Raw genomic sequence first — 16047 nt, forward strand, 5'->3', positions numbered from 1 at the left:
TTTCCTTTGAGGACTTCAAAAAGCCTTTTCTCGCATTGCGGGCATACTACCCAATTTTGTTTTTTCGTATAGGAATAAGTGTAGTTGCATTTTCCTGTTTGTGTCTCTGTATCCTTTTTGAACCTATCCATTTAAGGTCATTCGTTTCGACAAATATACATACAAATGTATTAATATGCAAATATCGGGCGGTTTAGACTGTATATTCGCAAAAATATACAATATTTACTATATTTGCATGTATAAATATACATTTAGAGGCACGATAGCCCGATGTTCCCTTTAGGGGGAGTATCGGGCTTTTTTATTCTGCACATGGAAAATATAACACAACTTGACAACACTTTTCCTGAACCCGTCTACACCTTAGATTATATAAACCATCTGAGGGAGGAAGATTCATCTTTGAATATCATAGCCCAGAAAGGGAGTCAGGAACTATTCTTGGCGTGCGAAGCCGACATTTGCATATTCGGAGGCATGCGGGGAGGTTCAAAAACCTTTTCCTTACTTATGGAAGCCTTACCAGATGTACGCAATCCGAATTTCTATGCTTCATTGCTTCGTAAGGAAAAAGAGGATAGCCGCAAGACAGGTGGTATTATTGATAAGTCCGATGGCATATATGCGCAATATGGCGTATATAATAAGTCTCAACAAGACATGACTTGGAACTTTCATGCAGGGGGAAAACTAAAGTTCGACTACTATTCGGATGGCTTCGAGGATTTCAAAAAGCGTTTTCAGGGCTTGGAGCTTTCCTTTATTGGAGTGGACGAGATTACCCACATGCCATACGAATATTTCAAATACCTCCTTACTTCCAACCGTAATGCACATAAGATAAAGAACCGTTTTAGGGGAACTTGTAACCCTGACCCCGACTCGTGGGTAGCGCATTTCATTGATTGGTGGATTGGTGAGGACGGGATGCCATTGCCGGAACGCAACGGAGTCCTTCGATACTGCTTTATGTATGGTGAAACTGTATCTGAAATCTATTGGGGTGACACTAAGGAGGAAGTGTACGAGCAAGCGAAAGAGCGTATCGACAAGCTCTGGCGTAAAGAATATGAGGCTTTTGGTAACAAAGAGGACATATTTATAAAGTCTGTAACCTTTCTTGTCGGTAAACTGGAAGAAAACACAAAACTCTTAAAATCCGACCCCAACTATCTCGGAAACCTCGCCAATCAGTCAGACGAGCAAGTCGCCCGTGACTTGGACGGGAACTGGAAGTTTAAGACGGCAGGATTCGGGCTACTCACTTTTGAGGACATGGAAAACTTCTTCAACAACTCGTATCAGAATGATAGCTTACGCTGTGTCACCTGTGACGTGGCTTTCGAGGGCGGGGACAAATGTGTTATGTGGTATTGGGAAGGCTATCATGCCAGAGACGTAAGAGTTATATCTGTCGATGCCAAACTTACGGTAGCTTATGCAAAAGATTTCCTGAAACTGCATGGAGTATTGGAGGAAAACTTCTGCTATGACGTAAACGGATTGGGGCAAGTATTCAAAGGATTTATGTCCCGTGCCAGACCATTCAATAATAAAGAAATGCCTACCAACGGCGACAGGACAATGTTCGAGAACCTGAAAGCTGAATGTGCCTACAAGTTTGTACAACGCATGAAAGCCAAAGGGTACAGCATCGAAGCCTCACTACTTAAACAAAAATTCTCTGGCAAGAACTACAAAAATGTATCACTGGAGAACATACTGCTAAAAGAGCGAAAAGCAGTAGCCCAAGACGACAAAGACCCCGATAAGAACTGGAAGCTCATATCAAAGCCCGAAATGAAAAAACTCATTGGGCGTTCCCCCGACTTTATCGAAAGTTTCTTCATGCGTGAGTTCTTCGAGATAAAAGCAGCCAAAGCCAGACGCACAGGCGTATGGCTCTTATAACACTTAACACATTATACATGGAAATCAAAACTATTACACCAGACGAAATCTATGGAACAAGAGAGAGGTTTTATCGTAATCTCCCTAATCGGGGCATTACGCAAAACTATAAGCTATTCCGTAAGGAAATATATCAATCGGAATTTCTCTCCGAATTAGACCCGAATGGTCATAAAATAAATGACCCGACATACTACGAGGATATAAAAAAGGAAATGCCGATTCTTGACAGTAACAACGAACCGACAGGAAAGAAAAAGATTGTAGAAGTTCCCATCGAGAGGGTATCAGTTCCATTGCAAAAGGTTATCCTACAAAAGCACCTCACACATCTTTGCGGTGAGGAAATCAAATTTATACATCACAATCTCAATCCTTCCACAACCGAAGCCCAGACATACATCAAATTTAAACAGGGATGGAAAAAGCGGAACATGGAGACAGCTAAATTCGAGTTTTGTCAATCCATCAAAGCTACTGGCGATGGTGCATTTTGCGCCTATATGAATGACAGGCAATTCAACTACCGTGTGTTTTCTTATATGAAAGGCGACAGCTTGCATCCTATACGGGACTCAAAAGGGAATCTCCGCTTGTTCGGACGTGGTTTCAGTGCCTACGATTACGCAAGGAAAGAAGAAGTCCCTTATATGGAAGTCTGGGACGACACCTATTGCACATTACTTACATACTCTACCGATAACAAAAACGGCAAATCAATAGCGTGGGACAGTAAGACTTTTCAGCCGATTTTGAGTGACGTACCCGATACCGATGGTTGGGTAGTAGTAGAAGAACCGAAGAAACATGGCTTTAGAAAAATACCTATTGTATATCTCAAATGCGAAGAAGGAGCATGTTGGTCGGCAGTACAGGATTTGATTGACAAACTCGAACTGGCACTCTCTCAGCTATTCGAGAATAACAAAGCGTATGCTTTCCGCATAATGGTGGTAAAAGGCGATGTCGAAATACAAGGTGACCTCAAAGGGCAAGCCAGAGCCATGTTATTTAATAATGACGAAGGCGATGCACACTTTATGGAGAAAGCCGATGCCAGTTCCTCCTTTGAGCTTCAACTACAAGAAACACTCAAATACATTCTTATGGGTAGCTTTACCGTATTGCCACCCGACACGCCACAGGGCGACCTTCCAAGTGTTACCATTAAGATTATGTACTCTCCCGCCATTGAGCAGGGACTTAATGACAAGAATTTTTATAACAAGTCGATAGACAATATTATATCGTTGTTCAAAGAAGGCTATGCTTTGGAAAAAGACAATTCCGTTTCCGATTTCGAGAAGCTGGATATTAGGGGTGATATATCAATTTATGTACATCAGAATGATAGCGAGATAATCAACAATTTGGTCATGGGTGTTACATCGGGATTCACCTCTATTGAGACAGCGCAGGAACGTTCTATCTATTCCGCAGAGGATGAGCCTAATCGTTTGCAAAAACAGAAGGAGCAGGAGATACAGGACGAAAGGGATGCTATCACGAGCCAACAGGCGAATAACGGTATGAATGAGAAAAATGTACAACGGCAGATTGTAGCTAAATGATTCCTGTTTACAAAATAGAAGCCCAGAAAGCAGAAGCAAAGAAGTATATAGATAGAGTCATAGATATTATGGCTCTATCCGATGCCGGCATAAAGGATATTATTCGCAACAATGCAAAAAAGCTGATAGAGAAATCATTTTCCTATAAGGATCTGGGGTCGGCTTTTCATTTTTCAGCTAATGAAGATTTAGACCAGATAACGACAGATATATTGCGGCAAACACAAAGGCAGATATTCAATGCTATCTACATGGATTGCTATAATGCCGATGCTATTGCGCACGAAAAAGAGAACGAGAAGCATACCGACAAATATTTGCTTGCGTTCCTTGCCATGCAAGTAGCAGGAGAGACTATCGAAGATAGAATTAGTCTTTACGCAAGGCAGTTCCGGGACGAGATAGAAGCATATATAGCGATTGGCATTAGCAAGGGGCTGAATCCTACACAGATTCTCAATTACTATCTCACTTTTTTCAAAAATCCGTTAGCCTCACCATTGATTCTCGAAGCCATCAGAAAGCAGGGATATAAAGCCGAAGTAATATTACAGAAAGGGAATCTCAACAAAAAGAATAAGTACAAATCAGCACATAATAATCTCGTTCGGCTTAGGCAGGATTCCACTATGAGAGCCTACAATCATGCTATCAATTCCATCTGGCTCAACAATCAGAACATTGCGGGTTGGTACACAGTCAGGGGCAGTTCCTATCCATGTGCCGTCTGTGACGACCATATAGGAGAGTTTCATTCCAAAGACGAGTTCTTCTATGGGTGGCATCCTCGCTGTTGCTGTATTATGTTACCAATTTATATAACCGTATTATATGAAACTAATTAAAATCAGGCAGGGAAAGGACAATCTACCTTTCAAATCACAGGCAGAAGCAGACAGGTATAGCTATCTTTCCGATATGCAGGAAAAAGGTATGATTTCAGATTTGAAGCGTAATATTACTTTTACCCTTATAGAGCCAGTATATAAGAAGAAAATCGTAAAAAAAAGGCTCAAAACCAAGATAAAGACTGAGACGAAAAAAATATGTGTAAAAGCTGGTGTAACGCTTACTGTGGATATTATGTATTGGAATAGAAAAGGAAAACGGATTATAGAAATGATAAAACAGCCAAAAGACTACAAAGACCCTGTATATATCCTAAAAAAAAAGTTACTATATTATCTCCATAGGATAGATATAATCGAGAATTAAATTTTCAAACATTTCTATTTCAAGAACCATCATCTGAAATACCGTAATTTTGCATTTTATATAAATTTTTAGTATTAGGAATAAATTTTAAATCTGCTTTAATATCATCATCAATGCTAACTGTTTTATATGTACATATTATTCTTTCTTCCCTCTGAGGTTTCCCTAATAAAAATGATGTGTCATATATTTGAGTAAAGCCATGCAAATAATATCCTTCATCATTTTTATTATATCTGATAGATATGGAACTATACATCTTTTTTGCATCGAATGTCCTTCTTTGCATATATTTCTTCTGAGAATTTATCAATTCATAATCAATACCTACAAGTGTAGTGTCTTCTTTATTAATTGTATATGCAATAATACCAGAATCATGGCTTTTATTATAAATTATAATTGAGGAATCGGAAATGTGAAATGAATTTTTTTCGGAGCGAGTTATATCTTTCCTGATAAAGTCCGCAGACAAAGAAATATGATGATTATTATTTTGCATAATTGCGCTGTTTGCAGAGTCAACACTACTTTTTAGTTGAGACAACATATATATATAATCCAATTCTGATTTTTTAATATTTGCTTTTTTTAGTTTTGCAGTGTACAGAAATTCGATATTCCGATTACTACCTTTATTTACTTCTTTTTCTGTACCTATACATTTGTAGGTATATTCTTTATTTTTAATTAGTTTGTCTTTCAAATTAATAACCGCTTTTTCATATATTGCATATATATCTATTGGTGTAATAGTTACTTCCGATAGAGTCAATTGCATTTGAGGAAACAAATAAACCGTATTTTGTGAATGTAAAATATTATTAATTGTTAGTTCTGTTGGAGAGTAACCATTTAAAATGAATATTATAGTATCACTATTATTTCCATCAAGTTTGATAGTACCATTTTTATCCGAAAAACAAATTTTATTAGACCTAATATTTTTTGCCTCTACCATTTCTAATGGCTTGTCATTTATATCACATACAACACAATCTATTCCTTGAGCTGAAATACTAATAGCCAGTAAATTAATTAATAGTAGGGTATAAATTGTTTTCATAATTATTGGAATTAAGTGAATAAAATTCTCGCATCCAAGAATGCTCGTGGATGCGAGAATAATAGGAATTATGAAGGCATGTTCATCATATCGTCAGCAACCTTATTAACTACGCATTTTACAACTGGAGCAACTATTTTATCTACAACAAAATCAGCAACAGCTTCTGCTGCATTCTTGATACCGTCCCATGCTTTAGTAAAAATGCTACCACCTTCAATTGTAATCATTTCTTCTTCTGTTAGTTCTCTAAGCCCTAACTTTTCTAAATCCAAATTCATCATATTTGTTTAGTTTTAAAATTAATAAATAAGTTTGTTTTAAGTATATGTTCGAACTCTACTTATTTTACAAATATATCATCCTTCCGTCTCATAATGCATACGGAACGAAAAAAGTGTACTACCTCCGTTAATTTTCATTAATTTGTCCTCGTCTTTTATCACTTTAATAGGAAAAAGTATCTCTACATCAATATCTTCTGCATATACGAAACTTCTTTTTCTCCTTGAATAAGTGATGATTATATTTTTGGACTTCAAGTAATCAAATAATCTATATAAAGTGGCACGGCTGATGTCTAAATGTTTTGCCAAATCATCAGGCGTTCCAGTCCTGCCTCCTTTAATAAGGTCGTGTAAGATCTCGAGCCTTTCAATCATTTCAAATATTTTTGTCATAATATTACGTGTTTATTCAAGAATGGGTATTTGTTTCTGCCACATGGCATAGTATCGTGTTCCTTCTGTATATAATTCGGCATGCGTTCCTTCTTCTATTAGCGTCCCTTTTTCCAGAATAACTATCTTATCGGCTGACATCACTGTACTAAGGCGATGGGCGATAATAATGACTGTTTTACCTTGTTTATTAAAATTATAGATAGCCTGTTGTACATCATGCTCCGATTGAGAATCAAGCGAAGATGTTGCTTCGTCCAATATCAGTATTTCAGGATTGCGGTATAAGGCACGGGCTATCGCTATCCGTTGTTTCTCTCCCCCCGATAATCCGACTCCATGCTCACCAACATACGTTTGGAATCCACTCGGAAGTTTTTCGATAAAAGATATTATACCTAACTCTTTACAGATTGTCACAATGCGTTCCATATCGGGAGAATATTCACCCAAAGCAATATTTTCGATTATTGTTCCCGAAAACAAATCGAGTTGTTGTGGTACAGTAGCTACATTTTCCCGCATACTACTATTGCTGAAATAGTCAAGGTTGTGCTCCCCTATATAAATCTTTCCTGCATTCAGAGTGTAAAGTTTTTGCAGCAATACGGCAAGAGTTGTTTTCCCCGAACCGCTTTCCCCGATAATAGCCGTTACTTTCCCTTGTGGGATTTGTAGAGAAAAGTTTTTAAATACTTTGGCACGAGCTCCATACGAAAAAGAAATCTTTTCAAATCGTATATCTCCGTTCAAGTGTTTGGCAAAATCCATTTTGTTTTCATCACTTTCCCGTTCCAAATCCATTATCTCAAACAAACGGTCTGCGGCGATAACCGCATTTTGTATTGTTTTATTTGCACCGATTAACGATAATACAGGACTTGTAAAATATCCGATTATAGCATAGAAGGAAAGAAGTGTCCCTGCTGTTATCTCATTATCCAATACCAAATACGAACCAACCCAAAGCAATACGATGGTAAAGACAGAACTGACAAGCCCCGATGATTCAGAAGAAAATATAGAATTGATAGCAGAACGGTAAACCGTCCGTAATAGTTGAATAAAACGATTTTCCGTTTTAAGATTCTCAAAATCTTCTATTCCAAACTGCTTGATTGTCCTTACTGAGTTCAGTGATTCTACCAACTGGCTTTCAAGGTCGGCAGAATCTTCCATTACTTTACGCTCGTATTTCTTATTCAGCTTATTTACAGCCAAATAAATCGCAAGATATAATGGAACTGTTATCAGTATCATTAATGCCAGTTTCCAGCTATATACAAACATCAATATAAACGAAAAGATTAAAATAAATATATTTACAATTAAGGATATGGAAGTACCATTAATAAATGCACGAATCTTAACAGCATCATTTACACGGGAAAGAATTTCACCGACACGCATGGAGTCGAAGAACTGTTGCGGAAGTTTTAATAAATGCTTGTAATAACCCAATATCAGACGGGCATCTATCTGTTGCCCCGTATTTAGCATAAATACCGTTTGTGCGACACCTAAGAATACCCGAAGCAGCAGGATTACAATCATACCGATACTCATAAGATTGAGTAAATTGGTATTTCCCCCAACTAATACGTAATCGGTTATTTTCCCTATATATATGGACGTAGATAAACCCAATACAGTATAAAGAATCGCACCGACTAAGCATTGTATTAAAATGCTTTTATGAGGTTTAAGCAAGAAGAAAAAACGACTGATATTGGATATTTTTTCGTCCTTCGCCTGAAAATCTTCACTTGGTATTAACAGGATAAGAACACCTGTCCATATTTTTTCAAATTCGTTGATAGGTAATGTGTGTATTTTGCCATCCTCTGGGTCTAAATAGGTAATGTTTTTTTGCGATACTTTATAGATAACAACATAATGTCGAAGCATATCACGCACAATAACATGCGCTATCGCAGGAAGTGGCATTTCTGATAAAAAATCAATTTTTCCCTCAAATGCTTTAGCTTCAAAACCCAGCTTCTCGGCAGCTTGAATCATTCCTTTAATAGTAGTCCCTTTTCGGTCTGTTCCGGCAATCTGCCTTATTTTTGAAACAGGCATTTTTAGTTTGTAATGTTCTGCTACGGAAGCCAAACACGCTGCGCCGCAATCTGTTATATCCCGTTGTTTTATTTTAATTCCCATTTGTAATAATTTTTGGATTTATCCAATCGTCTATTCTATCAAATAATAATTGAGCGAGGCTTCTTTCGGTCAGATAGAATCTGCCTGTCAGGGACATCCCTTTCTTTAGAGTCCCTTTATAACCATTCGGCAATTCCAGATAATCTTTATTCAGCGAACAGCGTACCCTAAAAAACGATTGATTTTCCATTTGTGCCACATCGGATATTATGTCAATGACTTCTCCTTCCAAAAGTCCCCATTGTTGATAGTCATAGGCATCCACTTGAAACTTGACGTTTTGCCCTTTATAGATATAGCCTATATCATTAGGATTTACATAACATTCGACTAAAAGGCTGTCACCTGTCGTTATCAAAGCAATTGGTTGTGAAGGGGAGAGGAAATTTCCTGCTTTCAAACCTGTATATTGAACGATATTTCCACTTACGGGGGCGGTTATACAATATTGTGTTTTTCGCTTTTCTAATTGAAATACTTCCGATTGTAAGTTCCTGTTTTCATGTTCAAGGCGGGTTTTCTCCGCTTGCCATGTGTTAATTTGTTGCTGTTTCAGGGAGCTTAACAGTGATTGTTCGCTTTGGTATTTACTTTCAACCTGTTCAAAGTCAAATTTTGATTCTACACCTCTTTCATATAGCGTTTTAGAAACCTGATATTCTTTCTTTGCTTGATTTAGTGACACGGTACGTTCGGATAATTTAGCCTTATATTGGGCGTACTCACTTTTGTATTTGGGGCTAATGAGATTGTTTCTACCTGATATTAGATTGGATAAATCACTAATGAACTCATTATTTTCAATTTGCTTTTGTCTGTTCCGTGTAATCTGTTCCTCTAATTCATCGCTCCTCAAACAAATTAGGGTATCGCCTATGCTAACAGGTTTATTTTCATAAATATTGATAGAAGTTATTTCTCCGTAAATAGCAGATTGGAGTGTGTTGTTTTCATGTGGTGTTCGTATAATCCCCCTGCTTTGCGAAGATATATCTACATATATAAATGGAAGGCTTATGCAGACTAACAAAAGCACAATTATTACTACCAGATATATTATCTTGGATTTACTGTGTCTCTTGACGTAAAGGTTCTGTACAGTATTATGCTGTATCTCGACCGGAAATAGTTGTTTCATAAAGTTTGTCTCTACTTCTAATTAGTAGTTCGGATAACAGGGGCACAAATTTATCAAATAGATGAGATAAATGTTGGGTTAAAAGAGGCGTGCACAGTTTTTATTTAAAACGTTCCTTGTGTGTCAAGTGTTTATGTCCTCAAAACATAAACTTTTTTTTGATTTGTCTCAAAAACAGATGGGTTAAAATTCAAAATTTCCTCCTACAATACTCAGCCATAAGCATAGCATCCACAATCCCGTCATGTGCTTTTACGGCTCGCTCCGACCTCCTTAAATCTTCGTTCGGGAACAACCGTTTTGCGGCCAACAATGAAGTCGCTTTCGTATCAATTGCCTTTCCTGATTTATATATGGGCGATATTCCCTGCCACATTTCTTTCTGCCACTCCTTCGGAGCCACTTTCGTATAAGCTATTCCCATACCCGCAAGCATCCCCTCCAGTATGCCGAGTGACCAACCGAAATTAAAAGTAGATTTTGCCGAAGCTCCGAAGATAGCATGTACATCTTCCACTACGACATGGCAATTATCGCAGTCAAATTCAGCTAATAATATCTTTCGGATTTCCTGTAAATCTATTTGATTCCCTATGGTTGGTATTACTCCCTTATATACTAATTTTTCCTCCCGAAAAATAACAATAGCCCCATCTTTTCCGACATCGAAAGCGGCTCTTATTTTCAAAGTATAGTTTGTGTTATGGTTTCTATAAATGTAATTCTTTTCTGTCAATAACACAAATTGCATCATCCAGATTTATATATTACATTTATTTGACATTATTTTTCCACGTCAACAAAACGCATCAATTTATGAGTAACAAACCAAGTAAATTAAAATCCAATAAAGGGAAATTTACACAAATCGGAAATTTTCTTGTATCATTCGAGAAAGGACAATTTCAGTCAGTCAAGATAATGGCAGCTTCGGGTAACTGGAACATTCGCTTTAGAGAGGACAATTCTCTTTATCAATGGATTTTAAACCAGATTAAATCCGAAGAAGGACAAAAGATACTTCAATATGTTTTTGCTGCCTACTATGCTGTATGTAGTGGAGTTCCCGACAATATCTTTTTCGAAGATATATTGAAAGCCTACCAAAATAGTATAGACCGCATCTCTGCTGCTAATCAGGAATTATCTGAAAATGACGATTGGCAGATTATTAACGAAGAAAGAGAAAAGTATAACCTATTTAAGAGACAATAATTATGACACTTCAAACGCAATTCAACGAAGGAGATACAGTTTGGCTAATAAATCCCAAAACAGGGCGAGTCGTAGAACGGGAAATCGCAGGGCTTCGTACCCAATCCATCAATCAGGAACAAAAAACCATTTATTGCTTTATCAAAGATTGGTGTTTAAAAAAAGAGAACCCTACACTTGAAGATTGCTTTTGGGTATCAGAGGGTAAAATTTATAGTTCAAAACAACAATTGATTGCAAGTTTGTGATAGTTTTCGGATTTACGAAAACTTACTATTCTGCAATTCGGTTTGTCAGCATAAGACATATAAATTTGTACTAATCCAACGCAGGAAGTGTACGATAACCTGATAATTATTGTCGTGAGACAAGAAAAGGTGCTACAATTTCTTTGTAACACCTTCTGTAAGGGCAACTCATAGGCTACCGTAATCACTTATGAGTTTGCACCAGAAGGGGAACAATTCAGTTCCCCTTCATTTTTTATTCTAACAAATGTAATTACTTTTTGTTAGATGGTCGCTTGAAGTATAAAACATCTTATTTTGTTTCCACATGATTATTGCTTCCTGTATCTACAAATGTGATTTTTCCTCCATTGGCACACATGCAGAATGATTCTTGTGTAAGGCTCTTGTTGCCATTGATGCTGTGGATAAGCGATGTCTTTAACCAAGCTATTGGGCTGGGAACACATGGGGGATTGGGTGACGCACATTTACAAGCTCCGAATGTAGGGACGTTTGCCATTGGTGCTTTATCCGCTTCGGTAGCAACTATACCGCCATTTATTTTTACAAAGGTTTGGCTTGTCACTATTATTGGCACTGGCGATGCGCCAAGAGTACATTCCATTTTTGCCCCGTTTGTTATTATTTTTGACATAATGATTATTTATACAATTAAAAAATATAAGACAAACAAATGCCTATTGTTTTGTTATTAATACCCTAATAGTTACTAAAATCATTACTTATTTTGTGTGCTTTCGACACTCTGTAAGGAATCCAACCTATTTCATCCCGTATAAAAATGGCAAAGTCATAAGTATTGTTGTTCATTTTGAAAACCATAAAAGCATATTTGTAATCTTCATCGAATACAGGTATTGACATCTTTATTCGAATAGGACGATTCGCTTTATCCATTGACCATAAAAAATTCTTATATTCTTCCTTTTTAGCTTTAGCCATATTTTTATCTAATATAAAATCGTAATATTTATGATTAGAACGGGTCAGCCATTCTTCTCCTAATTCGGCAGCATTCCATTTCCTTATTGGAACTGTATATTGAGTAGTAGAGTCGGATGCCGCTAATATCATTTTAAGCAAGGTTGGGAACGGGATTTTTTTATTACTATCATCTTTATAAAGTGACTCTGAAAAATTTAAAAGAGATACTTTCTTTACTTTTTCGATAATGGTATCATAAGGTATCGGTTCATCTTCAACCTCAAAAAAAACAAGTCTTTTCTCTATCGGTTTAAATGGGCGAGATTGAAAAAAGCTATATACTGAGTCAGTATTAAAAATCATTTGCTCCAAACAATCATGTTCTGATAAGTTTTCATCTTCTAAGGAGTGAACAGCTAAAATCGTATATATCTGCTCCGAACTATCAGATTTTTCGAGTGGGTTCTCTTGGTTATAATCCCCTATGGTTAATTGACTATAACAATTATATATTGTCAAGAAAAATATTATTCCTATCATTAGTCTCTTTTTCATTCTAATATATTTTGGAGTTCTTTTACTAAGTTTTATCGCATGATTTTTTCACAAGGACTAAAGTCTTTGTCTATTCTTCCCGTTCGCTTACATTTAGATACTAATATTGGCTTCCAACCCTCTTCTTTTCGCTCAAATAATGCAAAGTTAGCATAAGATTCACCATACATTCTAAAAACCATAAAAGCATATCTGTAATCTTCATCGAATACAGGTATTGACATCTTTATTCGAATAGGTGAATTAGCTTCTCCATAAGTCCACATAAAGTTTTCATATTTCTTTTTATTAGATTCCATCATTCTTTTATCTAATAAAATATCATAATATTGCTTATTCGATTTTGTCAGCCAGTCCTCTCCCAACTCAGCACAATTCCATTTCTTTATCGGGACAGTATATTGAGTCGTAGAGTCCATTATTGCTGAAAGCATTTTTTTTAAAGTCTTGGAAGGTATTATTTCATTATCTTCCATATAGTACCGATATAATGAAAATAACATATACTGCTTTTCGATTTCCATTATTACAGTATCACAAGGCATCGGTTCATCTTCAACTTCAAAAGAAACATATCCTTTTTTGAAGATAGGGCTTGATTGAAAAAAGCTATATATCGAATCTGTATTAAATGTTTGTCTCGGACACCAACATTCTTCTAATAGCCTAATACGTTTTTCATCTTCTGGACTATTCCTGTGTTGTCCATTGCAATAAGCAGCAAAAACTATAAATAAACTTACTAATACTAATCGTCTCATTATCCTAATATATTTTGAAGTTTTTTTGCTAATTTCTTTAAATTTTCTTCTGAGTTAATGCCATATACTTTTGATAAATCTTCTGTTAATCCATAATCATAACCACTTGGAATGGTTACTTTGTACGATTTTTTCTTTATATTCTCTATCATTTTTAACCATTGCCATTTAACAAACTGTGTCCGCTTAAACAACGTATTTTTATTACTATCATTTGACAATGTTGCATAATCCATTATATTAGTATGAGTAGCAGCGTAAGCCTCAGAATCATCATCTTTAGTTGCATCTTTTAGACTCTTTTTAAATACTATTTTGTTGTTCCAGTCAGAAGAATTAAACCAGACACTATCGGGAAACATCGGGCAGTCGGCATGGAACGTATGTTGAAGTCCAAGTGTATGCCCTAATTCATGGGGTAGGGTATCTTCCCATGAATTGATACCATTACCAAACATAACGACACCATTATATCCCAATGAAGCATAAGCTGCTGTAAATGTCGAATTATTGTCTCTTTCTGCTACCAAATCATTTATCATAAATACAACACAGGTATTTTCCACAACAAAATCTGTTATTGCTTTTGCTCTTTCCCTAAGTAATTTGGCATCATGGACTTTACGGTTCTTGAATATCCCCTGTTCAATTTTTTGAGGGAACAACTCAGGGAAAGAATCTATTATACTATTATATTTAGGACTTGTTGGTACACTGCCATTTGGCAAGATATAATCTTTTTCCCAAAAATTAGCATCTGAAATTACACTTTTATCATACAGGTCGTTATTCATCAGGTATTTTCTAAATAACAGCTTCAATTGCCCAAGTAAACCTCCTTTATCACTTTCTCCTTGCGCTAAATAGTTTTCGTCAAGTATAAAATCCGTTCCAGCAACCCTCAGAACCGTTTTTTCATTTACTCGGCGGTCATTATCGCTATGATTTCTGTATTTAATCTTAAATACTTCCAATTCCGTACATAGCCGATTCTTCGTTAGGCTGAAACTTATATTTGCTGATACAAAATAGTCATTAATTTTCGTCACAATACTCCTATAATCAGTAGGAGGTTCCCAATTTCTTGAAGTTGGAGCTATATCAAAACTACCATCATTTCTCTGGTTTACATCTTTTACCCGAATTTTCACAAAATGTATAGGCATCGGGTTAAAAAGCATTTCAATAGTACGATGTTCTGTTACATCCTCTAATGGAACACTTTTGTAATAATCGCCAGCTAATATATTGACCTGTCCGACAATAATCTCCCGTTTTACCTTCTCTTTCTTTTTCGTACCATTTTCGTCCGTTACTTCTATTTCTTCATCTCTTTTACAAAAGGCGATAAGGGCGGCATTTCTATTTAATGGCTTTTTCTTGTCATCCATTTTATTTTTTAGTGTTATCTTAAATTCCTTTTCGGAATTAGTGGCTGTTCTGAAATGAAAGTCGAAGTAATCTTGGCTGTCAATACTCAAATATTCATCTTTCTCTCTGAAACTATTTTCTTCGGCTATTTCAGCTTCTATTTTATCAACAGAAGTTTTCTTTTGTGCCAATTCTTTTTCAACTTTATCTAAAGCTGTCTTTTTTTGTTTTAACTCGCCCTCTTTTGTTGTTTTCTTATTCCCTATTGTAACTAAACTTTTATTAATAGTTTCTATATCACCATTAAGTTTTACTATTTCCGTATATCCCGCTTCATCCGACCTAAATGTCGTTTTTGAACTGGGATATCCATGTTCTTTTTTAGCATCATTGAACTCTGTAATTTTCTTTTTCCTCTTTGCATCTTCCTGTACTCTTTGAGCTTCCAAATTGTCAATAGACTTTTGTATTGTTATTGCTTCGCTTTTTAGTCTTTCAACATCTGCTTTCAGATTCTCTATTTCAGCCTTTTTATTCGGCAAAGTATTACGTTTTTCTTGTTGTTCTTTAGTTAATTCTAATTCCTGTGCAATCCCAAAATATTGGGAACTTCCTTTTTTTATTTCAATAGGTTTCCAATCTTTTGTAACCTTCACCAATTTGAAGAAGATTTTTTCAATGTCCTTATTTTCGGTATCTAAATCCTTATACCTGATAAACTCATCTTTTGGCGATATTTCCGTATGTGGGTCAGGGTAGTTTACTAATACGAATAAATCCATTGTTTCTTTTACAGGGTTCAACCATTGATAATAGTATTCATATTCAAAACCGTTTTTTATCGTTCCCAATGTTCGTGTTGTGCCGTGAACTATCTCATGCACTGGAGGATATACACAAATCTTTGACTCATTATTATTCTCATCAATTGCTGTATATCCCGATACGATTATGTCACTTTTTTTGTATTCCTCTCTTAATTTATCTTTCACCCCATATAGTTTAGGTATATAGGTATCAAATCCAAATTGAGGGATTCCAATGCTATCATCACTTCCATATTTTCCTTCCCGTTGTTCTTGTGAATGATAAAAAGTCACAACGCCCGGAAATCGCCCCAATGATTTCGGTTTGGTTTTTACTTCTTGTGATGTATCTTTTGTATCGCATGCTATTATTTCAAGTCCTTTTTCCATAATTAATGTTTATTCTGTCCTGTA

Annotated in this window: 16 protein-coding genes; 6 read left to right on the top strand and 10 right to left on the bottom strand. The window is 36.0% G+C overall.

Features of this window, described 5'->3' with window-relative positions:
* The first annotated feature begins 315 nt into the window (after positions 1–315).
* The 4 genes from D0T66_RS06710 to D0T66_RS06725 are packed head-to-tail and all read left to right on the top strand — an operon-like array spanning position 316 to position 4700.
* Positions 316–1914 (top strand): terminase large subunit domain-containing protein, encoded by a 1599-nt coding sequence (locus D0T66_RS06710; RefSeq protein ID WP_163356484.1) that lies wholly within the window; start codon positions 316–318, stop codon positions 1912–1914.
* 17 nt (positions 1915–1931) lie between these two features.
* Positions 1932–3485, top strand: coding sequence for a phage portal protein (locus D0T66_RS06715; protein ID WP_163356485.1), 1554 nt, complete (start codon positions 1932–1934; stop codon positions 3483–3485).
* Positions 3482–4330, top strand: coding sequence for a hypothetical protein (locus D0T66_RS06720; protein WP_163356486.1), 849 nt, complete (start codon positions 3482–3484; stop codon positions 4328–4330). The genes D0T66_RS06715 and D0T66_RS06720 overlap by 4 nt, the downstream gene beginning before the upstream one ends.
* Positions 4317–4700, top strand: coding sequence for a hypothetical protein (locus tag D0T66_RS06725; RefSeq protein ID WP_163356487.1), 384 nt, complete (start codon positions 4317–4319; stop codon positions 4698–4700). Before D0T66_RS06720 ends, D0T66_RS06725 begins: the two co-directional genes overlap by 14 nt.
* Before the next feature lie 19 nt (positions 4701–4719).
* Here D0T66_RS06725 and D0T66_RS06730 read toward each other — a convergent pair whose 3' ends face one another.
* From D0T66_RS06730 to D0T66_RS06755, 6 genes are all read right to left on the bottom strand, one after another.
* Complete coding sequence (locus D0T66_RS06730) at positions 4720–5766, bottom strand: hypothetical protein (RefSeq protein ID WP_163356488.1); 1047 nt, start codon at positions 5764–5766, stop codon at positions 4720–4722.
* Positions 5767–5834: 68 nt separating this feature from the next.
* A complete protein-coding gene (locus D0T66_RS06735; protein ID WP_163356489.1) occupies positions 5835–6050 on the bottom strand; it encodes a hypothetical protein in 216 nt (71 codons plus the stop codon).
* A 75-nt stretch (positions 6051–6125) separates the two neighbouring features.
* Positions 6126–6446 (bottom strand): winged helix-turn-helix domain-containing protein, encoded by a 321-nt coding sequence (locus D0T66_RS06740; RefSeq protein WP_163356490.1) that lies wholly within the window; start codon positions 6444–6446, stop codon positions 6126–6128.
* 12 nt (positions 6447–6458) lie between these two features.
* Positions 6459–8612, bottom strand: coding sequence for a peptidase domain-containing ABC transporter (locus D0T66_RS06745; protein ID WP_163356491.1), 2154 nt, complete (start codon positions 8610–8612; stop codon positions 6459–6461).
* Complete coding sequence (locus D0T66_RS06750) at positions 8602–9750, bottom strand: HlyD family secretion protein (protein WP_163356492.1); 1149 nt, start codon at positions 9748–9750, stop codon at positions 8602–8604. The genes D0T66_RS06745 and D0T66_RS06750 overlap by 11 nt, the downstream gene beginning before the upstream one ends.
* A 190-nt stretch (positions 9751–9940) precedes the next feature.
* Complete coding sequence (locus D0T66_RS06755) at positions 9941–10438, bottom strand: hypothetical protein (RefSeq protein WP_163356493.1); 498 nt, start codon at positions 10436–10438, stop codon at positions 9941–9943.
* A 128-nt stretch (positions 10439–10566) separates the two neighbouring features.
* Here D0T66_RS06755 and D0T66_RS06760 point away from each other — a divergent pair, with 128 nt between their 5' ends.
* Entirely contained in the window at positions 10567–10965 is a 399-nt protein-coding gene (locus tag D0T66_RS06760) for a hypothetical protein (protein WP_163356494.1), read from the top strand.
* A gap of 2 nt (positions 10966–10967) precedes the next feature.
* On the top strand, positions 10968–11213 hold the full coding sequence (locus D0T66_RS06765; RefSeq protein ID WP_163356495.1) for a hypothetical protein: 246 nt from the start codon (positions 10968–10970) through the stop codon (positions 11211–11213).
* 292 nt (positions 11214–11505) lie between these two features.
* Here the strand turns inward: D0T66_RS06765 and D0T66_RS06770 are convergent, their stop codons facing one another.
* The 4 genes from D0T66_RS06770 to D0T66_RS06785 all read right to left on the bottom strand — a co-directional run bounded on the left by D0T66_RS06770 (position 11506) and on the right by D0T66_RS06785 (position 16023).
* Positions 11506–11850 (bottom strand): DUF4280 domain-containing protein, encoded by a 345-nt coding sequence (locus D0T66_RS06770; RefSeq protein ID WP_163356496.1) that lies wholly within the window; start codon positions 11848–11850, stop codon positions 11506–11508.
* Positions 11851–11915: 65 nt separating this feature from the next.
* A complete protein-coding gene (locus D0T66_RS06775; protein WP_163356497.1) occupies positions 11916–12695 on the bottom strand; it encodes a hypothetical protein in 780 nt (259 codons plus the stop codon).
* 32 nt (positions 12696–12727) lie between these two features.
* Positions 12728–13456 carry a hypothetical protein gene (locus D0T66_RS06780; protein ID WP_163356498.1) on the bottom strand — a complete coding sequence of 243 codons (729 nt, stop codon included), beginning with the start codon at positions 13454–13456 and terminating at the stop codon, positions 12728–12730.
* The gene (locus D0T66_RS06785; RefSeq protein WP_163356499.1) at positions 13456–16023 is read right to left on the bottom strand and encodes a M43 family zinc metalloprotease; all 2568 of its coding nucleotides are present in this window, start codon (positions 16021–16023) and stop codon (positions 13456–13458) included. Before D0T66_RS06785 ends, D0T66_RS06780 begins: the two co-directional genes overlap by 1 nt.
* Positions 16024–16047 lie beyond the last annotated feature (24 nt).

It is taken from the genome of Dysgonomonas sp. 25 (assembly GCF_010501075.1).
GTDB lineage: Bacteria > Bacteroidota > Bacteroidia > Bacteroidales > Dysgonomonadaceae > Dysgonomonas.